The 23,372-nt window shown below is 61.8% G+C and carries 25 protein-coding genes; 16 read left to right on the top strand and 9 right to left on the bottom strand.

Translation table 11 applies throughout. The features are described 5' to 3' along the window. Window positions 1-72: 72 nt before the first annotated feature. From uraH to ISX84_RS15010, 4 genes are all read left to right on the top strand, one after another. The gene (uraH, locus tag ISX84_RS15025; RefSeq protein WP_195821193.1) at window positions 73-432 is read left to right on the top strand and encodes a hydroxyisourate hydrolase; all 360 of its coding nucleotides are present in this window, start codon (window positions 73-75) and stop codon (window positions 430-432) included. A gap of 99 nt (window positions 433-531) precedes the next feature. Then, complete coding sequence (gene deoC / locus ISX84_RS15020; RefSeq protein ID WP_195821192.1) at window positions 532-1,530, top strand: deoxyribose-phosphate aldolase; 999 nt, start codon at window positions 532-534, stop codon at window positions 1,528-1,530. Window positions 1,531-1,539: 9 nt separating this feature from the next. Next, window positions 1,540-1,773, top strand: a complete 234-nt coding sequence (locus ISX84_RS15015; protein WP_195821191.1) for a hypothetical protein — start codon at window positions 1,540-1,542, stop codon at window positions 1,771-1,773. Beyond that, the gene (locus ISX84_RS15010; RefSeq protein ID WP_195821190.1) at window positions 1,770-4,112 is read left to right on the top strand and encodes an aldehyde dehydrogenase family protein; all 2,343 of its coding nucleotides are present in this window, start codon (window positions 1,770-1,772) and stop codon (window positions 4,110-4,112) included. The genes ISX84_RS15015 and ISX84_RS15010 overlap by 4 nt, the downstream gene beginning before the upstream one ends. An 84-nt stretch (window positions 4,113-4,196) precedes the next feature. On the opposite strand, the gene ISX84_RS15005 is transcribed toward ISX84_RS15010, so the two are convergent. The 7 genes from ISX84_RS15005 to ISX84_RS14975 all read right to left on the bottom strand — a co-directional run bounded on the left by ISX84_RS15005 (window position 4,197) and on the right by ISX84_RS14975 (window position 12,735). Next, window positions 4,197-5,516, bottom strand: coding sequence for a M16 family metallopeptidase (locus tag ISX84_RS15005; protein ID WP_195821189.1), 1,320 nt, complete (start codon window positions 5,514-5,516; stop codon window positions 4,197-4,199). Beyond that, entirely contained in the window at window positions 5,513-6,847 is a 1,335-nt protein-coding gene (locus ISX84_RS15000) for a M16 family metallopeptidase (protein WP_195821188.1), read from the bottom strand. The genes ISX84_RS15005 and ISX84_RS15000 overlap by 4 nt, the downstream gene beginning before the upstream one ends. A gap of 113 nt (window positions 6,848-6,960) precedes the next feature. Beyond that, the gene (locus ISX84_RS14995) at window positions 6,961-7,458 is read right to left on the bottom strand and encodes a DUF3035 domain-containing protein (protein ID WP_195821187.1); all 498 of its coding nucleotides are present in this window, start codon (window positions 7,456-7,458) and stop codon (window positions 6,961-6,963) included. A 51-nt stretch (window positions 7,459-7,509) separates the two neighbouring features. After that, complete coding sequence (lspA, locus tag ISX84_RS14990) at window positions 7,510-7,995, bottom strand: signal peptidase II (RefSeq protein WP_195821186.1); 486 nt, start codon at window positions 7,993-7,995, stop codon at window positions 7,510-7,512. A 13-nt stretch (window positions 7,996-8,008) separates the two neighbouring features. Then, entirely contained in the window at window positions 8,009-9,595 is a 1,587-nt protein-coding gene (purH, locus tag ISX84_RS14985; RefSeq protein ID WP_195821185.1) for a bifunctional phosphoribosylaminoimidazolecarboxamide formyltransferase/IMP cyclohydrolase, read from the bottom strand. 12 nt (window positions 9,596-9,607) lie between these two features. Continuing rightward, window positions 9,608-11,359 carry a heparinase II/III family protein gene (locus ISX84_RS14980; protein ID WP_195821184.1) on the bottom strand — a complete coding sequence of 584 codons (1,752 nt, stop codon included), beginning with the start codon at window positions 11,357-11,359 and terminating at the stop codon, window positions 9,608-9,610. Between the two features lie 101 nt (window positions 11,360-11,460). Then, complete coding sequence (locus ISX84_RS14975) at window positions 11,461-12,735, bottom strand: RsmB/NOP family class I SAM-dependent RNA methyltransferase (protein WP_195821183.1); 1,275 nt, start codon at window positions 12,733-12,735, stop codon at window positions 11,461-11,463. Window positions 12,736-12,818: 83 nt separating this feature from the next. On the opposite strand from ISX84_RS14975, the gene ISX84_RS14970 reads away from it, so the two are divergent. Beyond that, window positions 12,819-13,013 carry a DUF1674 domain-containing protein gene (locus ISX84_RS14970; protein WP_195821182.1) on the top strand — a complete coding sequence of 65 codons (195 nt, stop codon included), beginning with the start codon at window positions 12,819-12,821 and terminating at the stop codon, window positions 13,011-13,013. A 90-nt stretch (window positions 13,014-13,103) separates the two neighbouring features. Here ISX84_RS14970 and ISX84_RS14965 read toward each other — a convergent pair whose 3' ends face one another. After that, a complete protein-coding gene (locus tag ISX84_RS14965; RefSeq protein ID WP_195821181.1) occupies window positions 13,104-13,460 on the bottom strand; it encodes a dihydrodipicolinate reductase in 357 nt (118 codons plus the stop codon). 83 nt (window positions 13,461-13,543) lie between these two features. Next, on the bottom strand, window positions 13,544-14,362 hold the full coding sequence (dapB, locus tag ISX84_RS14960; protein WP_195821180.1) for a 4-hydroxy-tetrahydrodipicolinate reductase: 819 nt from the start codon (window positions 14,360-14,362) through the stop codon (window positions 13,544-13,546). 88 nt (window positions 14,363-14,450) lie between these two features. On the opposite strand from dapB, the gene rbfA reads away from it, so the two are divergent. The 11 genes from rbfA to pnp all read left to right on the top strand — a co-directional run bounded on the left by rbfA (window position 14,451) and on the right by pnp (window position 23,265). Continuing rightward, window positions 14,451-14,873 (top strand): 30S ribosome-binding factor RbfA, encoded by a 423-nt coding sequence (gene rbfA / locus ISX84_RS14955; protein ID WP_195821179.1) that lies wholly within the window; start codon window positions 14,451-14,453, stop codon window positions 14,871-14,873. Continuing rightward, window positions 14,870-15,610, top strand: coding sequence for a phosphodiester glycosidase family protein (locus ISX84_RS14950; protein WP_195821178.1), 741 nt, complete (start codon window positions 14,870-14,872; stop codon window positions 15,608-15,610). Before rbfA ends, ISX84_RS14950 begins: the two co-directional genes overlap by 4 nt. Window positions 15,611-15,716: 106 nt before the next feature. Beyond that, window positions 15,717-16,628, top strand: a complete 912-nt coding sequence (truB, locus tag ISX84_RS14945; protein WP_195821177.1) for a tRNA pseudouridine(55) synthase TruB — start codon at window positions 15,717-15,719, stop codon at window positions 16,626-16,628. 186 nt (window positions 16,629-16,814) lie between these two features. Then, a complete protein-coding gene (locus tag ISX84_RS14940; protein ID WP_195821176.1) occupies window positions 16,815-17,303 on the top strand; it encodes a hypothetical protein in 489 nt (162 codons plus the stop codon). Between the two features lie 92 nt (window positions 17,304-17,395). Beyond that, a complete protein-coding gene (locus ISX84_RS14935; protein ID WP_195821175.1) occupies window positions 17,396-17,911 on the top strand; it encodes a DUF1643 domain-containing protein in 516 nt (171 codons plus the stop codon). Between the two features lie 110 nt (window positions 17,912-18,021). After that, complete coding sequence (locus ISX84_RS14930; protein ID WP_195821174.1) at window positions 18,022-18,702, top strand: hypothetical protein; 681 nt, start codon at window positions 18,022-18,024, stop codon at window positions 18,700-18,702. A 196-nt stretch (window positions 18,703-18,898) separates the two neighbouring features. Continuing rightward, window positions 18,899-19,168, top strand: coding sequence for a 30S ribosomal protein S15 (gene rpsO / locus ISX84_RS14925; protein WP_195821173.1), 270 nt, complete (start codon window positions 18,899-18,901; stop codon window positions 19,166-19,168). A 149-nt stretch (window positions 19,169-19,317) separates the two neighbouring features. Continuing rightward, a complete protein-coding gene (locus ISX84_RS14920) occupies window positions 19,318-19,908 on the top strand; it encodes a LysE family translocator (RefSeq protein WP_195821172.1) in 591 nt (196 codons plus the stop codon). Between the two features lie 77 nt (window positions 19,909-19,985). Next, the gene (locus ISX84_RS14915) at window positions 19,986-20,414 is read left to right on the top strand and encodes a potassium channel family protein (protein ID WP_195821171.1); all 429 of its coding nucleotides are present in this window, start codon (window positions 19,986-19,988) and stop codon (window positions 20,412-20,414) included. Window positions 20,415-20,443: 29 nt separating this feature from the next. Beyond that, window positions 20,444-20,959 (top strand): hypothetical protein, encoded by a 516-nt coding sequence (locus ISX84_RS14910; protein WP_195821170.1) that lies wholly within the window; start codon window positions 20,444-20,446, stop codon window positions 20,957-20,959. A gap of 167 nt (window positions 20,960-21,126) precedes the next feature. Continuing rightward, window positions 21,127-23,265: a polyribonucleotide nucleotidyltransferase gene (gene pnp, locus ISX84_RS14905; RefSeq protein ID WP_195821169.1), complete on the top strand. Its 2,139-nt coding sequence runs from the start codon at window positions 21,127-21,129 to the stop codon at window positions 23,263-23,265. Window positions 23,266-23,372 lie beyond the last annotated feature (107 nt).

The raw sequence follows: 23,372 nt of genomic DNA, 5'->3' as shown, positions 1-23,372 counted from the left end.
ACCGGGTTGCGGGCCGTTGCAATTCGTATCTGGGCCGGGCAGGTTGCAGGTGAAACAGCAGGAAAGACGCCAATGCCCGAGGGATATCTGACCACCCATGTTCTCGACACGGCGCGTGGCTGCCCGGCGGAAGGGCTCCGCATCCTGCTGTTCCGCGTGTCCGGCAACAGCCACCGGAAAATCGCGGAGGCCGTCACCAATGCGGATGGCCGCACGGATGCGCCGATCCTCGGCAAGGACAAGTTCAAGGCGGGCGTCTACGAGTTGATCTTCGAAGCCGGACCCTACCTCACCGCCAGCGGTGTCGCGCCGGAAGAGCCGCGCTTTCTCGACAGTATTCCGATCCGCTTCGGGATTTCGGACAGCGACAGCCACTACCACGTGCCGCTGCTGCTCTCGCCCTTCGGCTATTCGACATACCGCGGCAGCTAGAAATTCGGAATCGATTACCCGAATGACGCGACGTGCCGGTTCTTGCCAAGCCTGACCGGCCATGCGACTTTGCAGTCCCGCAGGTTCAGGAGTGCCGCGATGCTCAGCCAGACAACACAAACCGCAACGGCCAGCCACCAGTTGCCGCAGGTCACCGAGCCCCGCAATCCCGGCATGGCGCTGGATCTGGACTGGGTGCGTAGCCTGCAGGCGAACACCTCCGCCATTGAACGGCGTGCGGCCAGCCTGCCCGCGCGACGGTCGGTCAAGAAACAGCATCAGGCCGCGTGGCTTTTGCGCGCAGTCACCTGCATCGATCTGACCACCCTGTCCGGCGATGACACCGAACACCGCGTTGCGCGGCTCTGCGCCAAGGCCCGGCAACCCATTGCGCAAAGCCTGCTGGAGGCGATGGGCATGGGCCCGATCACCACCGGCGCCGTCTGCGTTTATCACGAGATGATCCCGGCGGCGGTACGTGCCCTGAACGGCTCCGGCATTCCCGTGGCCGCCGTCAGCACCGGGTTTCCGGCGGGCCTGTCCCCCTTGCACCTGCGCCTTGCGGAGATCGACGAAAGCGTCAAGGCCGGAGCCGCAGAGATCGACATCGTGATCTCCCGCCGCCACGTACTGTCCGGCAATTGGCAGGCGCTCTACGACGAGATGCGCGTCTTCCGCGCCGCCTGCGGAGACGCACATGTCAAGGCGATCCTGGCCACCGGCGAATTGGGGTCGCTGCGCAATGTCGCACGCGCCTCGATGATTTGCATGATGGCGGGTGCCGATTTCATCAAGACCTCGACCGGCAAGGAAAGCGTAAATGCCACGTTGCCCGTCACGCTGGTGATGATCCGCGCGATCCGGGATTATTTCGAGCGCACCGGCTTTCGCGTTGGCTACAAACCGGCAGGCGGGATTTCAAAAGCCAAGGATGCGATCACCTATCTGGCGCTGATCAAGGAGGAGCTGGGCGACCGCTGGCTGCAGCCTGACCTCTTCCGCTTTGGGGCCTCGTCGCTGCTCAATGACATCGAACGGCAGCTCGAACACCATGTGACCGGCAATTATTCCGCCAGCTATCGCCACCCGACGAGTTAGGAAACACGAATGACTTCACCAAGAGAAACACTGAAACCGATGGTGGCAAAAGTTTTGGCGAGCAGTGGTCGACGTATGACTATTGTTGAGGTTGCACAAGAACTCTGGCGGAAGCACGAATTGGACTTCAAAAAAGAAGGAGACCTTTTCTATATCTGGCAATATGAAATGAGGTGGGCAGCTCAATTGCTTGTCGATGAGGGTAAGGTCGAGAAATCCAGAAAAGGATGGATTTGGCTATGACCATCTCCGAGATTTTTGAAACGATGGATTACGGGGTCGCCCCGGAAAGTGCCGCCGAAGCGCTGGCGTGGCTGGTGGATCAGGGGGACCGCTTTGGCCATTTCATCGACGGGGCCTTTACCAAACCCGGCAAAGGCTTCGACAGCCGCAACCCCGCCACTGGTGAGGTCCTTGCGACGCTGACACAGGCCACGCAGGCCGATGTGGATACGGCGGTCAAGGCCGCGCGCAAGGCGCAGCCTAAGTGGGAGGCTTTAGGGGGACCGGGCCGCGCGCGCTACCTCTATGCGCTTGCACGGTTGTTGCAAAAACACAGCCGCCTTTTTGCTGTGCTGGAGACGCTGGACAACGGCAAGCCAATCCGGGAAAGCCGCGACATCGATGTGCCCCTGGCACAACGGCATTTCTATTTCCACGCAGGCATGGCGCAGCTGATGGAAGAGGAATTGCCCGACCGCGAAGCGCTTGGCGTCTGTGGTCAGATCATCCCGTGGAATTTCCCGCTGCTGATGCTGGCGTGGAAAATCGCGCCCGCGCTGGCCATGGGCAACACCGTGGTGCTGAAACCGGCAGAATATACCTCGCTCACCGCCCTTCTCTTTGCCGATATCTGCCGTCAGGCGGGCCTGCCAAAGGGCGTGGTGAACATCGTGACCGGCGATAGCGCCGTGGGCGAGATGGTCGTGGCGGCAGAGGTGGATAAAGTCGCCTTCACCGGGTCGACCGCCGTGGGGCGCCGTATCCGCGAGGCGACCGCAGGCTCCGGCAAGGCGCTGAGCCTCGAGCTGGGTGGGAAATCCCCCTACATCGTTTTCGATGACGCCGATCTGGATTCCGCCGTCGAGGGCCTTGTCGATGCGATCTGGTTCAATCAGGGACAGGTCTGCTGCGCGGGCTCACGCCTTCTGGTGCACGAACCGGTGGCAGAGGTGTTTTACGCCAAACTCCGCGCCCGCATGGACAAGCTGCGCGTCGGCAGCCCGCTGGACAAAAGCATCGATGTCGGCGCCATCGTCGATCCGGTACAGCTCAACGCCATCGCCGGTCTGGTCGCGGCCAACACTGCGGGCGAGACGCATGTCGCGGCCACCGAACTGCCCTCCGAAGGTTCCTTTTATCCGCCCACGCTGATCACCGGGCTGAACCCTGCCGACACGCTCATGCAGGAAGAGATCTTTGGCCCCGTGCTCGTCTCCACCACCTTCCGCACACCGGAAGACGCCATCGCGCTGGCCAACAACAGCCGCTACGGCCTTGCCGCCACGGTCTGGAGCGAGAACATCAACCTCGCCCTCGACATCGCGCCCAAACTGGCCAGCGGCATCGTCTGGGTCAACGGCACCAACCTGATGGACGCCGCCGCCGGATTTGGCGGGGTGCGGGAAAGCGGCTTCGGCCGCGAAGGCGGTTGGGAAGGTCTGTCCGGCTACACCAGAGTAAAAGGCACCAAAAAGCCCCTCAAGGACATCCAGCCCAATCAAGGGGATGGTGCACCAACCGACCCGATAGACCGCACGGCAAAGCTCTACATCGGCGGCAAACAGGCCCGCCCGGACGGCGGCTATTCCGCCCCGATCTGGGGCAAATCCGGCAAACTGCTGGGGCACGCCTCCCTTGCCAACCGCAAGGATGTCCGCAACGCGGTTGAAGCCGCTCATGCCGCGAAAGGCTGGTCCAAAACAACCGGTCACCTGCGCGCACAAATCCTCTATTACATCGGCGAAAACCTCTCCGCCCGCGCGGATGAGTTCGCGAGCCGCCTCGACGATATGATGGGGGGAAAACAGGGCGCAAAAGAAGTCGAGGCCGCGATCAATCGCCTCTTCACCTATGCCGCATGGGCAGACAAATACGACGGCCAGGTACATGGCGTGCCGATCCGCGGTGTGGCACTTGCGATGAAAGAACCAGTGGGCGTGATCGGCGTGGTCTGCCCGTCCGAAGTGCCCCTCCTAGGATTGATTTCCTGCATGGCCCCCGCCATCGCCATGGGCAACCGGGTCATCCTCAGCGCCTCGGAACCCTACCCGCTGGCCGCCACGGATTTCACCCAGGTGCTGGAAACCTCAGACGTCCCGGCGGGCGTGGTCAATATCCTGACGGGCCCGCAGGCCGACGTCGCCACTCCCATGGCCGCACATATGGATATCGATGCGGTCTGGAGCTTCGGGACAAAATCGCTCTCGGGAGAGATCGAAAAAGCCAGTGCCGCAAATCTCAAACGCACATGGGTCAACAACGGCCTGGCCCGCGATTGGATGGGAACCGCCGGTCAGGGACATGAGTTCCTTGAAGCGGCAACGGAAGTCAAAAACATCTGGGTGCCCTACGGCGAATGACGCCTGACCGAGGCGACAGCACTCGACCCAACCGGGTCGAGGACATGGCGTGGCGCGTCAGCGCCTCATTCTGGCAACGGCAGCTCAGTTGGCGGGCGTACTCTCCAGCCCGGTGGGCTGGCCCACAACAACGAAGTGGAGCCCCGCGGGGTCCAGCAGGTCGGCTGCCACACGCTGCACATCTTCCAGCGTGACCGCCTCCACACGATCATTCCGGGTCGCGATGTAGTCAATGGGCAGGCCCAGCATCTGCATACCCACCATGATCTGTGCGATCGGCCCGTTCCCGTCAAAGCGCAGCGGATAGGCGCCGGTCATGTACGTTTTTGCATCATCCAGCTCGGTCTGGGTAAGACCCTCCACGGCAGCTTTCGCCCATTCGTCACGGATCACCTCAATCGCCTCTGCGATCCGGTCATTGGCCGAGCTCACCGACCCCAGGTAGACCTCCGCCAGATCCTTGGCCAGCAGGTAGGAATAGACACCATAGGTCAGCCCGCGTTTCTCCCGGACCTCATCCATCAGGCGGCTCTCGAAACCGCCACCGCCCAGAACCTGGTTGAGCACAAGCGCGGTGAAGTAATCAGGATCGTCCTGTGCGATACCACCATGGCCGAAAATCGCCACGGATTGCGGCGTATCGAAGGGGACCACCGTCACCCCACCGGGGATCTGAACCTCCGCACGCGGCGGGATCGGGGCGCCCGTTTCCGGCAATGCCGCCAGCAGGTCATCCATCAGCACGCCCAATTCCTCCGGCGTGATGTCCCCGACGGCGCCGATATAGATCCGGTCCCGCGCCAGTACCGCGCGGTGCGCGGCCAGCAGATCATCCCGGGTCAGCGCCGCAACGCTTTGCTCTGTTCCACTGAGCGATGTGGCATAGGGATGCCCGGGAAAGGCGATCTGGTCAAAAGCCCGCGACGCGATCTCGTTCGGGTCCTTGGCGTCTGACCGGATGCCCGACAAAACCTGCTCCCTCACACGATCAATGGCATCCTGATCAAAACGCGGCTCTTGCAGCGCGGCCCGCAGCAAGGCGACAGATGCCTCCTTGTTTTCGGTCAGAAAGCGGGCGGAGACCGAAAGCGAATCGTCGCTGATATCAAAGCCAAAAGAGGTCGCCAGCGCCTCGGTAGATCGCGCAAAATCGCGCGCGTCCATGTCTGCCGCACCCTCCTCCAAAAGCCCGGTCATCAGGTTGATGGCCCCGCGCTTGTCCGGCGCATCCAGCGAGGCACCGCCCCGGAACCGGATTTCCAGCGCCACGAAGGGAATGGAGTGGTCCTCGACCAGCCAGGCGGTCAGCCCCGCGTCGGATGTCACCTCCTTGATGTCCACCTCGGCTGAGGCGGGCAGCGCGAAACCGATGACAATACAAATCGACAGGAAAAAGCGGATCATTGGGTGACCTCCTCACGCATCAGCCAACCGGTGACCGAGGCCCGTTTATCAAAGACATCGCGGGCGGCTTCGATGATATCCTCAGCCGTGACGGCCTCCAGCACATCCGGCCACGCCTGCACGTCCTCTACCGTCAGCCCCGACGACAGCGCCTGACCATAACGGTTGGCAATCCGGTCCACATCATCCCGCGCATAGATCTGATCGGCACGGATCTGCAGCTTGATCCGGTCCAGCTGCTCCGGATCCACGCCATCGATCAGGAATTGCGCCACCGCCGCATCCAGCGCGTCTTCGGCTTCCTGCAGGCTGACATCCGGGCGGGGAACAACGATGAGGTTGAACGTCGTGTCATCCAGCGAAACCCCACGGTAGAAAGCCGCGGAATACGTCGCAATCTGTGTGTCGAACTGCAGCGCATCCGTCAGATAGGATGTCGTACCACCCCCCAGAATCTCCGCCAGAAAGGTGAGCGCGGCGGCCTTCTCCTGCGCACCGGGATCGCGTTCCGGCGCCAGATAGGACCGGCGCACATAGGGCTGGGCGACGCGCGCATCGCGGAAGATCAACCGGCGCTCGGCGGTCTGCGGTGGCTCTTCGGTGCGAACACGCTCCGGCAGGTCGGGATTTGCAGGGATCACGCCGTAATACTTCTCTGCCAATGTCCGGACTTCTTCGGGCGTCACATCGCCCGACACCACCAGGATCGCGTTGTTGGGCGAGTAGTAAATCTCGTAGAAGCCCAGCGCGTCCTCCATATCCAGCGTCTGCATCTCATGCATCCAGCCGATGATCGGCACAGCGTAGCGGTGGTTGAGGTATTGCGCCGCTGCGATCTGTTCGCCGAAAAGCGCGTTCGGGTTGTTCTCCGTCCGCTGGTTGCGTTCCTCGATGATCACATCGCGCTCGGTCTCGATGTTCTCGTCGGTCAGACGAATATTGCGCATCCGGTCGCTTTCCATGCGCATCATCAGTTCCAGCCGATCCGCCGCAACCCGCTGAAAATAGGCGGTGTAATCGTAGGAGGTGAAGGCATTGTCCCGTCCACCATTGCGCGCGACGGTCGCCGACAACTCACCGGCTTCCAACGTGTCGGTGGCCTTGAAGAGCAGATGTTCCAGAAAATGCGCCACGCCGGACGATCCCTTGGGCTCATCGGCGGAGCCTGCCCGGTACCACAACATATGTTGCACAACCGGGGCCCGATGATCCTCGACCACCACAACCTGCATCCCGTTGTCGAGGGCAAAGGTCGTCACGGCCTCATCATCAGCGGCCAGCAGACCGGGCAGAAACGAAAGGATGGCAGCAAGCGCAGGCAGTCGTATCATGATCTGTCCTTCCAAAGGTCAAGCACATCGGGTCTGGGCAAGAAATACGCCCCAAGCCGCGCGGTTCAAGTCACGCTGTCACGAAAGTGAGGTGCGCGGCTTGCGCACCATGATCAGTTCGGCGGATAGCTCGGCGTTCGGGCCCCGGCACGACGCCACCGCTCCGCCACATCGCTGGCGTCCAGCGCCTGACGGCGGTAGGCTTGCAGGTAGCGGTCTTCCCGGAACAGGCGGTACTGCGTGAACCGCGACTGCCTGCGGCGGAAATCCGCATCTTCTTCGGCAAGGTTCTGCCGGATGTTCGGTGTCACGCCAAACCGGCTGGCCGCGGTGACCAGAGCACCATCCGTGGCAGGCACCGCGGTTGCGTTCGACGGACGACCGCCCAGTGCCACCACCACATCAGACAGCGGATCATTATCGGTCAGATTGCCCTGACCCGGCGTGGGCGCGGGCAGGCTGGTCAGATCATCAGGCGTCTGCAGCGGCGCCTTTGGCTCAATGATGAATTCATCGGGCCCACGCGTGTTCGACCGCAGATCGCGCAGCCCGGTATTGGCGCAGGCGCCAACAGATGCTGTGATCAGAATGAGGGCCAAAATACGGCTCATGTCAGGTCTCCTCGCGGTCTGCCTGTTGATACGCCATGCAAGCAGGCAATGTCACTGGCCTTTTTTTGGTGTGTCCTTGGGATCGGGTGACAGGAAAACCAATGCGATGGCCCCCCCGAAAATGAACACATCCGCCAGGTTGAACACAAAGGGGTTTTCGATCCCGCAGCAGGACATGTTCAGAAAATCCAGCACATAGCCATAGATCAGCCGGTCGAGCACATTGGCCAGCGCCCCGCCGATCAAGAACCCGGCACCAACCTGCGCCCAAAAACCAAGCTCCTGCCGCCATGCCCAGATCAGAACCGCCGCGCAGATCACAACCGCCAGCCCAATCAGGACCCACCGGCTGGCGTCAGACGCATCGCCAAAAAGGCCGAAATTGATGCCCCGGTTCTCGCCATAGCGAAAATTCAGCACCGGCGGCAGCACGTCAATGGCGCGGACACGCCACAACTCCATCCCATGGATCACCAGATACTTGCTGAGCTGGTCGATGACAAAGGCGATCAGGGCCGCCAGAGCAAGGGCACGCATGACGGCTCCTCTCTCAGTGGCGGAAGTGGCGCATGCCGGTAAAGACCATGGCGATCCCGGCATCATCCGCCGCGGCAATCACCTCGTCATCCCGCATCGACCCGCCCGGTTGAATGAGCGCGGTTGCACCCGCCTCTGCCGCCGTGATCAACCCATCGGCAAAGGGAAAAAACGCATCCGACGCCACGACCGATCCTTGGGTCAGCGGCGCGGGCAAACCCATCGCCTCCGCCATATCCTGCGCCTTGCGCGCGGCAATGCGCGTGCTGTCCACCCGGCTCATCTGGCCGGCGCCGACACCCACAGTAGCGCCATCCTTGACGTAAATGATCGCGTTCGATTTCACATGTTTCGCTACGGTCCAGGCAAAAAGCAGATCGGCCATCTCCTGCTCGGACGGCTGGCGCTTGGTCACAACTTTCAGGTCCTCCACACCCACGTGACCCACATCCTTATCCTGTACCAGATATCCGCCTGACACCTGCCGCACGGCCAGACCCGCTGCGCGCGGGTCCGCAAGGCCGGATGTGGTCAACAGACGCAGGTTCTTCTTCTGGCTGAAAATATCCATTGCGCCCTGATCGGCTCCAGGCGCAATCACGACTTCGGTAAAAATCCCGGTGATCTCTTCTGCCGTTGCGGCATCCAAGGGCTGGTTCAACGCGATGATCCCGCCAAAGGCCGAAGTGCGATCACAATCAAAAGCGCGCGTGTAGGCCTCTTTCAGCGTGGCCCCCATCGCGACACCGCAGGGATTGGCATGTTTGATGATCGCACAGGCCGGACCTTCCGCCGGATCGAAGGCACTCACCAGTTCAAAGGCCGCATCGGTGTCATTGATGTTGTTATAGCTCAACTCTTTGCCCTGATGCTGCTTGGCTGTGGCCACGCCAGGCGCGCTACTGCCATCGGTGTAGAAGGCTGCGGCCTGATGCGGGTTCTCGCCATAGCGCAGAGTCTGTGCCAGCGTGCCGCCAAACGTCCGTCTGCGCGGTGTTTCACCCACCTCTGCCGCCATCCACGTGCTGACAGCCGTGTCATAGGCCGCCGTGCGTGCATAGGCTGTCTGCGCAAGCCGCTGGCGCAGCGCATAGCCGGTCTGTCCGTCCTGCGCGTCCAGTTCCGCCAGCACGGCATCATAGTCTTCCACATCCACGACCACCGTCACGAACCCGTGGTTCTTCGCCGCCGAGCGGATCATCGCGGGGCCGCCGATATCAATGTTCTCGATTACTTCGGCATAGGCCGCGCCCTTGGCCACGGTCTCCTCAAAGGGGTAGAGGTTCACCACCACCAGATCGATGGGCCCGATGCCGTGCGTCTCCATCGCCGCCACGTGATCGTCGTTGTCCCGCAGCGCCAATAGACCACCATGCACCACCGGGTGCAGGGTCTTGACCCGCCCATCCATCATCTCGGGAAATCCGGTCACCTCGGCCACATCGCGCACCTGCAGCCCCGCGTCCCGCAGCGCCTTCGCCGTCCCCCCGGTAGAGAGCAGTTCAACCCCCCGTGCCGCCAGTACCTTGCCAAAATCCACCAGCCCGGTCTTGTCGGATACGGACAGCAGGGCGCGGCGCAGCGGGGCGAGATCGGTCATGGGCAGGATCCTTTAAGGCTCGTCAGTCAGGTCAGGCGCATCTTGGCTGAGATCCCGAATGCCAACCGCAGTTTCCTGCGCCTTGGAGAGAGACCAGCGGACACGCGTGGCGTATGACATAGCCTTGCCCGAAAGAACAATCTGATTTGCGCCCCGGGGCTTCAATCTTCCGGTTTCCAGGTAGACCGACGGCTGCAGGGTCAGATTTTGCGCCCCATCGTGGCGGAACACCCAAATCTCACCGCTCTTCAGCGCCATGGACACCGCGGCCCCGCCCAAATCCAGGGTCGCGTCCACCTCCGGATGCAGATGAAACCGGATGTCAAAGGCGATACCCTGCAGTTTGGTGGCATCCAGCGCCAGATCAAACCGCCGCTTTTCCGCATCATCCAGCGCCAGCAGCATATCCTCGCCCGCCATGGCGCGACCGTCAAAGGTCATCTCCAGCGTGCGGGCATGCGTCAGACCGTGGGTGGCAACAAACCCGTCATGTCCCCCCTGAAATCGCAATCCATCGCTGACGTGACCGATCTCAATCGGTACCTTGGTGGGCGATTCAATCAGCTCCTCGCGGCCCGTGGAGCCCTCTGCATTGCCCAGTCGCGCACTGGAATAGCCATCCAGCGACAGTGTCGAATGTGAGGGTGTGGCCCGACCCGCACGGCGCCAATCCGGCCCGAAGGACCGGCCAGAGCCGCAATTTACGACCAAAGGACGCCGCCCCGAGGTCAGTTCCACCGCCAGTGTCGAGGCATGCGCATTATAGGACGCGCGCCCTGTCGGCGGCTTGCTGGCATCGACGATCACGCTGGTGCGCCCGGCAGAGAGGCGCGCGAACCCCATCGACAGCCCATCGGGCTGACGTCTTTTGACCCTGGCCTGCGCCAGCGCATGGTCCAGCCACCCCTCCTGCCCACGCCCGCCTCCGTGAAAACGCGCAAGCCCCCCATCGGAATGGCGCAGGGTGCGCAGCGTTGGGGCGATACGCTCGATCGCCTCCAGATGCTCCGGCGGCGCGGCCTGACCCGCGTCCGACAAGGCCGCCGCCGCCCAGGTCAAAAGCGTGAAAACCTCCAGAAGCTCCTCCGGATTGCGTGTCGGCAACCCGCCCTGATCATCGATCTGGGTGCGACATTCCTTTGCCAAAGCCTTTACCGCCGGCACCGCCATGCCTTCCATACCCTCCAGCGAGAGACCCGCATAAATCAGACCGGTCAGTGCCTCGAAACGGGGCAGGCCACTGGCCGCGCCCTGCCAGCGCTTGGACAGAAAATACGTCTGTTGATGCAGGCTGCGGTAAAACGCATCGCTGTCCGGCGCATCATTGCCGCGCAGCATAAAGAGCGCATGGTTGATCCAGCGGATAAGCCGCCGCCCGGTCAGATCCGGCGTCCAGCCCGGCCCGCGCCCGCGCCCGTAGCGCTCGATCCAGTTCCAAAGCCAGCGTTGCGCTGCGACGCGGGCGGGCAAATCGCCCACGGCGGCCAGGTCGTCCAGCCAGGCAAACCCATGGATTTCCTGCTCATAATCGGCATTCGGCGCCGGCAGATCCCAAAGATCGCTGTCTTGATGCTCCAGCAAATGACCCGCAAACAGGAAGTTGCCCGCCAGCAGCTGCCGCCCCCGGGCAAAGCTGCCAATGGTGCGTGGTTCGGGGGACGACACAAACCCGACGGCCCGCGCGCGCATCCTGCCCGCGCGCGCGGCATGCCAGCGGTTTAGAAAATGCACCTTGCGGGCGGCCAAACTTCTGTTTTCGGACATGGGGTTCTCTGCCTGAGGACGCTCTGACGGCGCTTTGGCACATGTTACCCCGACTGATGACGTGAGTCACCGCATTATATTGCGCGGATCAGCCGAGAAAACTATCGCGTCTGCTTGTGCAGGCAGGCGATGTAGAAACCATCCATACCCCCGAGATCTTCCCAGTAGTCGGGACGCAGCCGCAGCCCGCCCTCAGCCGTGTGCCAGTCCTTCTCGACACCCGGCAGGTCCAGCGCCGCCGCGTCCACTCGCATGTCGGGGTGACGCAACAGCGCCTCATCGATCTGCACCTCGCCTTCATCAGGCAACAGGGAGCAGGTGCAGAACACCATTCTGCCGCCGGGTTTGAGCAGGCTCCACGCGTGATCGATCAATGTACCTTGCAAATCGATCAGGGCGCCGAATTCGGACCCATCCTTGGCATGGGGCAAATCGGGATGACGACGGATGGTGCCGGTTGCGGAACAGGGCGCGTCGAGAAGGATGGCATCGTACGCGCCCGCATGCGCCAGCGCATCCTGCACGATCAACTCCGCACTCAGCCCGGTGCGTTTCAGGTTTTCCGTCACCCGTGCCATGCGTCCGGCGGAATCGTCCACCGCCGTGACCCGCGCCCCGGCGGCCGCCAATTGCATCGTCTTGCCCCCCGGCGCGGCACAGAGATCAAGCACCTCCTCCCCGGTCTGCGGCGCAAGCACCTGCACGGGCAAGGCGGCGGCGGCATCCTGAACCCACCAGTCTCCCGCCTCAAAGCCCGCCATGGCAGAAACCTGACCCGGATCCGCAATGCGCACTGACCCGCTGGGCAGCACGGTGCCTCCGGTGGCAGCGGCGACGGCTGCAGGGTCACTTTTGACCGTCAAATCCAGCGGCGCCCCAGCGAAATGCGAGCGTTCTATTGCCGCCATTGCGTCCGGCCCCCAGGCCGAAACCAGCGGCCCCCTCAACCACTTTGGCAAGCGCGGCGCGCGCAGGGCATCCCATGCCTCCGGTCCCTCAGCCGCGACTTTGCGTAACACCGCATTGGTCAGGCCTTTCAGATGGCCCAGTCTTTTGTGACGCGCCACCAGTTCGACCATTGCATTGACCACACCATGCGCCGCCTGCCCCTGACACAGCTCCACCGTGCCAACCCGCAAAGCGTTGCGCACGGTGAGCGGTGGATACTTCGACAGGTGCTTTTGCAACAGACGGTCTGCCCGTTCCAACCCCCGCAGCGTGTCCTGCGCCAAGCGCGCCGCCCGCGCCCGATCCGCCACCGGCAGAGCGTCCAGCGCCCCCGCGCCCAACAGCTCTGACATCAGACGCCCTTCACCAAGGATCTGGTCGAGCAGGTAGACCGCGCTTTTTCGGGCGGGAACGCCGGTATCGGACATGCACAAGGCTCCATTGAATGCTGGCGGGTTGTCTGCGCCAAAGAGCGGCGTATATCAAGGTGGCAGATCAAAGAGATGTAGCAATGCCAGACGACGCGCACAGACCGCAGGAAAAACCAAAGCTCCCGCCCGCCGCACAGCGGGCGTTGGCAGAGGCTGAGGAACGGCGACAAAAGGCCAAAGCGCTTGATTTGCCAACCGAACTGGGTGGGCGGGACGGCCCGGAACCCGTGCGCTATGGCGATTGGGAAAAGAAAGGCCTCGCGGTCGATTTCTGATCAACCCACTTGATAAAGGCGCCAATTGCCCGGAACGGGCGTATGTCGTACGCGCGCAGCGCGTGCCTTTGGATCAGGCGGCGACAAAGATTACTTGAGACGAAACTCCGCCGAATCGCCACGCCCCTTGTCGGACGTGAAGCGGATGCGGTTGTCATGCGCCTCGACAGCCTGGCAATTATATCCGAGCGGATCGCCACCCCAGAAGAGATCCCGGCAGAAGTACCCTTCGCGCCAGGTCCAGTTCCCGGTCACAGTCCAAGCCGCACCAATGCCGGAGATATCCCCCTGCGGCGATACTTCGAGCTTCACAAACGGACGTCGCAGCTCTTTGCCGGAGATAAGCGATAGAAACTCTTGCTGACTGTCGACCTTGGTGAACTCAGCCGCCACGGAGGTTGCGGTCAAGACTGCTACACCTGTCACAAGGCTCAAAATCAAGCGCATCGCACATCATCTCCTTTAAGCGTCATGAAAGTACTACGCAGCAGCACGCGACTTGGATGACTCAAAGGACGACTCTCGGCAAGTTATTGCTCAGAGAGACCCAGGACGTCGAGCATATCATAGGCGCCCGGTCGCTTTCCGGCGGTCCAAAGCGCGGCTTTCAAGGCGCCCCGCGCAAACACGGACCGGTCAGAGGCGACGTGCCGCAGGATAATCCGCTCCCCATCGGCAGCGAACATCACGTCATGCTCTCCGATGATATCGCCGCCACGGATGGCGGTGAAACCGATACGCCCCCTGTCACGCGCGCCGGTAATGCCGTCGCGTGCGCGGTCGGACACATCATCGAGATCAACACCACGCCCCTCTGCCGCTGCGTCGCCCAGCATCAGTGCCGTGCCCGAGGGCGCGTCCACTTTCCGGTTGTGATGCGCCTCGATCACCTCGATGTCGTAATCATCGTCGAGGGCGGCCGCGACCCGCTTGGTCAGCTGCACCAGAAGGTTGACCCCAAGGCTCATATTGCCCGCCCGCACAATAACGGTCTGCGTCGCTGGGGCCTCAAGCTGCGCGATCTCCTGCGCTGTCATGCCGGTGGTGCCAATCACATGCGCAACACCCGCCCGTGCTGCCGCCTGCGCAAAGGCGATGGTGGCCGTCGGTGCCGTAAAATCAATGACAACATCCGCGTCCGACAGGGCCGCGTCGATATCATCCGTGACAACAACACCGCTACTTGCCCCGCCCATGGCGACACCCAGATCCCGCCCGATCCAGCCATGCCCCGTCCGCTCAATGGCCGCCGACACCACGGCCCGGTCAGAGGCTTCGATTGTCTCCACCAGCATCCGCCCCATCCGGCCCGACACACCCGTGATCGCAATTCTCATCGGCTTGTCCATTCTGCAATCCCCGCTTGCCTGCCCCGCGCCTTGCTTATCGCGACAGCGCACGCTTGGCAAAGCCCCGGTGACCCCTTAGATGGGGCGCATGGGAAAGAACAAGTTTCACGAGGGCGCAGGTCCGTCGCAACGACAACTCAGGGTAGGCGAGTTGATCCGCCGGGCGCTATCGGATGTGCTGGCGCGCGGCGACGTGCATGACCCTGATCTGAACCGGATGTCGATCACCGTCGGCGAAGTGCGCACGTCGCCCGACCTGCGCATTGCCACGGCCTATGTGCTGCCCCTGGGCGGGCGGGGACAGGAAGAGGTCATCAGCCTTCTCGCCCGCAACAAGGGTGAATTGCGCCGGGTCGTGTCCAAGAAGCTGTCGCTGAAATTCGCGCCTGACCTGCGGTTTCAGCTTGATGAGACCTTCGACCGGATGGATGAGACACGCGAAATGCTGAACCGTGACGACGTGCGGCGCGACACCGGCGCAAGCAGCAGCGAGGAGCCCGATTCGGAATGATCCGCGTGCTGCTTTCCACCGCTGCTTTGTGCCTTCTTGCGCATGACGCGGGGGCGGTGGAGTGTGAGCCCGTGACATTTCAGGACACGCGCTACACCGTCTGTGAAGTGGATGCCGCCACCGAAGCGCTTGAGCTCTTTCTCTATGACGAAGGCGGCGCCCCGTTGGGCCAGTTTTCAGAGGTGGACAGAAAGCTCGCAGCACAGCAGCAAAAGCTGGTTTTCGCCATGAATGCGGGCATGTATCACGACAACCGCGCGCCCGTCGGGCATTACGTCGAAGACGGGCAGGAGATCATGCGGGTCATCGACACCGCAGGCCCCGGCAACTTCGGCCTGCTGCCCAACGGTGTGTTCTGCCTGCGCGAAGATCGGGCGGATGTCTTCGAAACGCTGGCTTTCCTTCAGGCGCAACCCGAGTGCCGGGACGCCACGCAATCCGGGCCAATGCTGGTCATCGACGGCGCGCTGCACCCGCGATTTCTGGAAGACGGCACCTCTGAGTTCATTCGCAACGGTGTGGGGACGTCGTCAGATGGCCGACGGGTCGTCTTTGCCATTTCGGATGAACCGGTGAATTTCCACAGTTTCGGACTGCTGTTTCGCGATCATCTGGGCCTGCCCAACGCGCTTTACTTCGATGGCAAGGTGTCGCGGCTTTATGCGCCTGCTCTGGGACGCAGTGATTTCGGGTTCAATCTAGGGCCCATCGTCGGCGTCGTGACACCGGCAGAGTAGCGGCATCCTGCAGCGCATAACGATTTTGCGGCAAGGCCGCAAAAGAACACTGGCGGATAGCGGCACAGACCGTTATGGCACCGCGCGCAGGAGCACGTGAGGCATCATGGGACGCAGAAAAAACGGCAGAGAGATTTCGGGGTGGCTCGTGGTGGACAAACCTGCGGGCCTGACCTCCACGGCGGTGGTCAACAAGGTCCGCTGGGCGCTGGACGCCAAGAAAGCGGGACATGCGGGCACATTGGACCCCGACGCCACCGGTGTGCTTGCCGTCGCGCTTGGCGAGGCGACCAAGACGGTACCTTATGTCACCGATGCGCTGAAAGCCTATGAATTCACCATGCGGCTTGGCCAGGCAACCAACACCGATGATGCAGAGGGTGAAGTCATTGCGCAAAGCGATCTGCGCCCGGATGACGAGACAATCAAACAGGCGCTCGGGGCGTTTGTGGGTGATATCGAGCAGGTCCCGCCCCAGTTCTCAGCTGTCAAGATCGATGGTGAACGCGCCTATAAACGCGCCCGCGACGGCGAAACGATGGAAATCGCTGCCCGCCCCCTCTATGTCGAAAGCCTTTTGCTGATCGACCGTCCGGACCCGGATCACGTCACCCTTGAACTGGTTTGCGGCAAGGGCGGATATGTCAGGTCCATTGCACGCGATCTGGGAGAGGCTCTGGGCTGCTTCGGGCACGTGCGCGAATTGCGCCGCATCTGGTCGGGTCCCTTCGATGCCAGCGACGGGCTGACCATGGACAAGATCGAAGCGCTTGCCAGGACCCCCGACCTCGATGAACATCTGCGCCCCGTGGCGGAGGCCTTCATCGCGCTGCCCGAAGTCAAGGCCACCCCCGAAGGGGCCGCCCGGTTGCGCAATGGCAATCCCGGCATGGTTCTGGCCAGTGATGTCGACTATGGCGAGGAGGTCTGGGCCTCTTTCGAAGGTCAGGCTCTGGCCATCGGACGCTATAAATCGGGGGAGTTGCATCCCACCCGCGTGCTGAACATTAAGAACTGATCAGTTCCGAATATTTCAATCTGACGCAAACCTCGCGCCGATGTCAGCGAGATCGGGGGTTTGTTACAAAGAATGTTACGAAAATCCGCGCGAAGGTAAGCCTTGTGTGAGGAGGCTGCACAAGACGCGCCAGCACTGCCATATCGGGGTCAGAAGTCGAACCCGTTCCAACATGGAGACCCTGATATGAAACGCACAGCTCTGACAATCCTGACCGCCGGCGCCTTTGCAACCATCGCTTTTGACACCTTCGGACAGGCGCTCAGCCCGCTCTTAGGCTACGCGAAACTGGCACCTGTCGGTCTTGCCGGTGCCACACTGAAATCCGTCTTTGGCGCTGCCCCATCCGGTGCCGCCTATCTGCTGCACACCCTGACCGGCCTCATCTTCTATGTCGTGGGCTATTTCGCCATTGCCCGCCCGGTACAGCGCGCCGTCCTGCCGCAGTTGCACTGGGGCATCACCGCCGTGGTCTACGGTATCGCCCTCTGGGTCTTTGCCCTCTACGGCATGGCGCATCTGGTGGCAGGCATGAAACCCTTCCTGGGCTTCACCGGCATCACCTGGGTCGCGCTCTGGGGTCACATCGTCTACGCCGTGGTTGCCGCCGCAATCCTGGAACTGCGTGGCGAAGTGCTGGAGCTGCCCCGCAAGAGCATCACCGCAGCCGCTTGAACGCAAACATACTTTTCGAAAAGGCCGCCTCACCGGGGCGGCCTTTTGCATGTCTGTCTTGCGGCGCTGCCGACCGGCTGGCATGAAGCCGCATGCTCACCCGCACCCATCAAAGCGCCGACAGCTGGTCCGAAGCGGCCTATTCAGCGTGCAGTGCGTATCGCTACAGCCTGCGCAGGATCTGGCAACCCGAAGGCAGGCGCGTGAACTTCGTCATGCTGAACCCGTCGAAAGCCGATGAGATCAGAAACGACCCGACGGTGGAACGCTGCGAACAACGTGCTCGTAGGTTGGGGTTTGGCAGCTTTCAGGTGACCAATATCTTTGCCTGGCGGGATACTGATCCGCAGGCGATGCGTCGCGCCGACCGTCCCATCGGACCCGAGAACGACGTGGTATTGATTGAAGCTGCGCGACAAGCGGATCAGGTCATCGCCGCCTGGGGTGTGCACGGCGCGCATCTGGCGCGGGGCACGGCGGTCGCCAATCTGCTGATTGATGCGGGATATGACCTCTTTCACCTGGGCCTGTCCAAGGACGGACATCCGCGACATCCTCTTTACCTGCCCTATTCCCGGCAGCCGGAACGCTGGGACAGGCCAGGCTGACGTTAACACATTGGTCAGGATTTGACCCTAAACCAATGTGGATTGCGACGCGGCCCGTGGCGGGTGAACAGTCGGCGTGCCGCAGATGAACGGTAAAAGGTCTTGATCTGATGTTATGGCTGGCCGGATTGATGGGTGTTGCGGGTGTTGGCGCCGCTGCCTTCGTGGGCATCAAAGCTGACGTCGGTGAGGAAGAAGAACACGAAGAGGAACTGCTGTCGGAAGAGAGTGAGCAGACCTCGGACATCGGGAACCTTCTCAGCCAGATCAAGGATCACAGCGAGGCCGGTGGATTGCTGCAGGCCGACACGCAAGTGGCGTTCAACACATCCTCCACAACCGATGCTGCCGGTGGTTGGGGAGATGACGTTCTCAACGAAGTCATGGCCGAAACAGAAGAGGCGACACCGGAAAACCCGGCAGATGCCGCATCTTCGCAAGAGGTCGTCTACAGTTCCGCCATGCTTGAAACGGATGACGTGGCACTGGACACCCCGGCACAGCAGGACGAAATCCTGCTCAGCGACTGGATTGAACAGCGGGACGGTTCCGAAATCCTGGACTACGAATCACAGACAGAGAGCCTGATGCTGGTCTGGGATGACACGCATGAAGACGCGTCAGAACCGGATGTCGGCGTGGCACCGGACCCGGATGACCCGGAGGTGATGCAGGTTTCCATGAACGGAGAGAATGTCGCCGAAGTCTATGGGGACGTTGAATTGAGCGTTGCCGACCTGACCCTGATCCCCCTGAGTTCGGCGATGGCAATCGGCTTGGAAGCCGTTTGAACGAGGGCTAGTGGCGGTTGACGGTCGGTCTGCTGCCCCGTATCGAATTCAACAATTGCCATTTTTGATCAGGGCGCTTATACGCCCGCATCGCCTTGGGGATTCTCTTTCTCACAGGCGGTATCTCCATCGGCCTGTGCTGGACGACATCCCGGCCTGCGCCTTGACCCAAACACTTATTGTATAGGAGCCCCCGATGTCGATCACTGCTGAAGACAAAGCCCGCGTCATGAAGGAATACGGAACCAAGGAAGGCGACACCGGGTCGCCCGAAGTTCAGGTCGCCATCCTCAGCTCGCGCATCGCGACCCTGACCGAGCACTTCAAGACCCACAAGAAAGACAACCATGGCCGTCGTGGTCTGCTGAAGATGGTGGCCACGCGCCGCAAGCTTCTCGACTACGTCAAAGGCAAGGATGAGGCCCGTTACCAGGACCTGATCAAACGCCTGGGCCTCCGGAGATAATTCGCAGAGCGATTTTCTCCGCCTGCGGACAAGTGGGTTTGTACAGCAAACCTGCGGTCCGGCACCCCGCCGCAGCAATGCATTCCAAACCGCGCCCTACCCGGCGCGGTTTTTCTTTACCCGCGCCACTGGCTGCATAGAGTGCCCCCATGCTCACCTTCGCCGCCGCCGTCTTCTTCCTGATCATCACGCCCGGCCCCGGCGTGCTTTCCACTGCGGGTGTGGGCGCTGCCTTCGGGGCCGCGGCTGGCACCCGCTATGTGCTGGGTCTCTTCATCGGCACGAACCTCGTCTCCCTTGCAGTTGTGTCCGGCGTCACCGCTGCCATCCTCGCGGACGACCGTCTGCGCCTTGTGCTCTTCACAGCCTCTGTCGCCTATCTGGCCTACCTCGCCCTGCGCATCGCACTGGCGGGCAGCAAGGTCGCCTTCATCGAACGCGCAAAGCCACCCGGCATCGGCGGTGGCATTCTGCTGCAGGCCATCAACCCCAAAGCCTATGCGGTCAATACCGCGCTCTTCAGCGGGTTCGGTTTCTGGCCGCAGAGCTTTGCCGTTGAAATCGCCCTGAAATTCCTGATTATCAACGCCATCTGGATCCCTATTCACTTCGCTTGGCTCTGGCTCGGCATTGCCCTGCAACGGATGAACCTGCCGCAGCGGACGCAGCGCGCCATCAACATCGCCATGGCCGCCTCGATGATGGCGGTGGTCCTGCTCGCAGCCCTCTCGCAAGCCTGATCGCAGAGCATTGGACAAGCGTCGCGCCGACACGTAAACCATTCCAAACTCTTGTCAAAACCAGTGCGGGGCGCGCCATGCCTGTCCTTCTCGAGATCACCTTCGGCAGCACAGTGCTTTTGGTCTGCGCACTGCTGCATATTCTCAGCGTCGCGCGGCTGATCCGCCATCTACGCGAGAACGACCACTTTCAGCCTGGCCGCACCACGCGTCATCAATTGCTGACCGTCTGTGCTCTGTTTCTGCTCCTGCTGGCCTCGCACACTATCCAGATCTACATCAGCGCCTTTTCCTTGTGGGTCATCGGGGCACTGCCGGGCTATGAGGCTGCGATCTACTATTCACTCGTCACTTACACCACCGTGGGCTACGGCGATGTCGTGCTGGAGCCGGGCTACCGCATCGCCGGGGCGATGATCTCGGTGACCGGCATCCTGATGTTCGGGATGACCACCGCCTTTGTCGTCGGCCTCTTCACCCGCATCCTCGGCGAAAAGGATCTGTGATCGCACGGCCCGCGCGCTAGCTTTGCCGCATGGATGATCTGCCCCGCCTCGCGCTCTCTGTCCGCCAGCCCTCCGCCTGGGCGATCATCCACGGCGGCAAAATCATTGAGAACCGCTCGCTCGGGTCCATCCGTGCGGGCCGCATGACCCCGGGCCCGATCTGTATTCACGCCGCCACCGGCATGAAGGAAGACGAATACCGCTACCTGCACTGGCGCTTTGCGCAGCACGGCACAACCTGTCCGCGCCCGGAGGCCCTGATACGCGGTGCCCTCATCGGCACCGTGGATGTGGTAGAGATCATTACCGAGAGTGACAGCCCGTGGTTTGGCGGCGAAGCGGGACTGCTGCTGGAAAACCCACGCCCCATTGACCCAATCCCCGCCAGCGGCGCGCTGGGATATTTCGAATGGTCCCCAGGCGGCGAGATTGCCCCGCCCAAACCGTGGATGATCCGCTTTGGTCATGCGGAGGGCGCCACCGGTGACCTTTTCCCCGATGCGCCACCCGCCTACAAAACCCCACCCAAAAAGCCATGGGGCTAGGCTCGAACGCTGCGTAAACCCTCCCTTTCCAATGGCTGCGATCTCGTGTACGTACGCGCAATCTGAAAGCCGGCGCCCGGACCTCAGCGCCGCCAAAAGAAGATACCGGGGTCAGGGGGAATACGCCCCCTATGCAAATGGCCAATGGGCCAACTTGAGGAACCTAGATGTTCAACGAAACGAAAAAATCGATGCAGTGGGGCGAAGAGACGCTCACACTGGAAACCGGAAAAGTGGCCCGTCAGGCGGACGGGTCGGTGATTGCGACGCTGGGCGAGACCAGCGTGATGGCAAACGTCACCTTTGCCAAGAAACAAAAGCCGGGTCAGGATTTCTTTCCGCTGACCGTGCACTATCAGGAAAAATACTACGCCGCCGGTAAAGTGCCGGGTGGCTTCTTCAAGCGCGAGGCGCGCCCGACCGAGAAAGAGACGCTGACCGCGCGTCTGATCGACCGTCCGATCCGCCCGCTGTTTGTCCCCGGCTTCAAGAACGAAGTGCTGGTGATGTGCACCGTGCTTTCCCACGATCTGGTCAATGACCCCGACATGGTGGCAATGATCGCGGCCTCCGCGGCGCTGACCATCTCCGGCGCGCCTTTCATGGGCCCGATCGCCGGTGCCCGCGTGGGCTTCGAAGACGGTGAATATGTGTTGAACCCCACCGTGGACGACATGCAGGATCTGCGCCTCAACCCCGAGCAGCGGCTCGATCTGGTTGTTGCCGGCACCAAAGACGCCGTGATGATGGTCGAATCCGAAGCCTATGAGCTGACCGAAGAGGAAATGCTCGGTGCGGTGAAGTTCGCGCATGAGAACATCCAGCCGGTGCTCGATCTGATCATTTCGTTGGCCGAGGAAGCTGCAAAAGAGCCCTTCGACTATCAGCCAGCGGATTATTCCGAGCTGTCTGCGGCAATCGCGGCGGCTGGTGAGGCCGACATGCGCGCGGCTTTCGCGATCTCCGACAAGCAGGAGCGCACCACCGCCGTGGCCGCCGCCCGTGAGAAGATCATGGAAGCGCTGAGCGAAGAGCAAGCCGAAGACCCGAACCTCGGCTCCGCCATGAAAGGCCTCGAGGCCTCCATCCTGCGCGGCGACGTGGTGAAAACCGGCAAGCGGATCGACGGACGCAAAACCGATGAGATCCGTGACATCGTCTGTGAAACCGGCCTGCTGCCCCGCACGCACGGGTCTGCGCTCTTCACCCGTGGTGAGACGCAGGGTCTGGTTGTGACCACGCTGGGCACCGGCGACGATGAGCAATTCATCGATGCGCTGCACGGCAACTTCAAATCGAACTTCCTGCTGCACTACAACTTCCCGCCCTACTCGGTTGGCGAAGCGGGTCGCGTGGGCCCTCCCGGACGCCGCGAAATCGGCCACGGGAAACTCGCATGGCGCGCGCTGCAGGCAGTTCTGCCCGCAGCAACCGACTTCCCGTACACCGTGCGCGTGGTTTCCGAAATCACTGAATCCAATGGCTCGTCTTCCATGGCGTCTGTTTGCGGTGGCTCCTTGTCCATGATGGACGCAGGCGTGCCGCTGAAAAATGCGGTTGCAGGTGTGGCCATGGGTCTGATCCTGGAAGACGACGGCTCCTACGCAATCCTGTCCGACATTCTGGGTGACGAAGACCACCTCGGCGACATGGACTTTAAGGTCGCGGGCACCGAAAACGGCATCACCTCGCTGCAGATGGACATCAAGGTCGCGGGCATCACACCCGAGATCATGGAGAAAGCTCTGGCGCAGGCGAAAGACGGCCGGATGCACATTCTGGGCGAGATGAACAAGGCGCTGACCGGTGCTGCGGACTTCTCGATCCACGCACCGCGCATCGAGACCATGCAGATCCCGACGGATAAAATCCGCGAAGTGATCGGTTCCGGTGGCAAGGTCATCCGCGAGATCGTGGAAGTTTCCGGCGCAAAAGTGGACATCAACGACGAAGGCACCATCAAGATCGCGTCCCCGAACGGCGATTCGATCAAGAAGGCATACGACATGATCCACTCCATCGTGGCCGAGCCGGAAGAAGGCATGGTCTACACCGGGACCGTCGTGAAAATCGTCGACTTCGGTGCCTTCGTGAACTTCTTTGGCAAGCGCGACGGTCTGGTACACGTGTCCCAGATCGAAAACCGCCGCCTGAACCATCCGTCGGATGTGTTGAAGGAAGGTCAGGAAGTGAAAGTCAAACTGCTTGGCTTCGATGACCGTGGCAAGGTCCGTCTGTCGATGAAAGTCGTCGATCAGGAAACCGGCGAAGAGATCAAAAAAGAAGAAGCGCCTGCAGACGAATAATCTGCGTAGCGTTTGAAAGTCAGGGCCCCGGTGGAAACGCCGGGGCCTTTTTCGTGACGTAGCGTCCAGGACACTTTCCGTCAGGTCAGGCTAGGCGGAGGGCCAAA

It is taken from the genome of Roseobacter sp. MH60115 (assembly GCF_015644665.1).
Lineage (GTDB): Bacteria > Pseudomonadota > Alphaproteobacteria > Rhodobacterales > Rhodobacteraceae > Roseobacter.
This window is presented reverse-complemented; position numbering and strand designations above follow the sequence as displayed.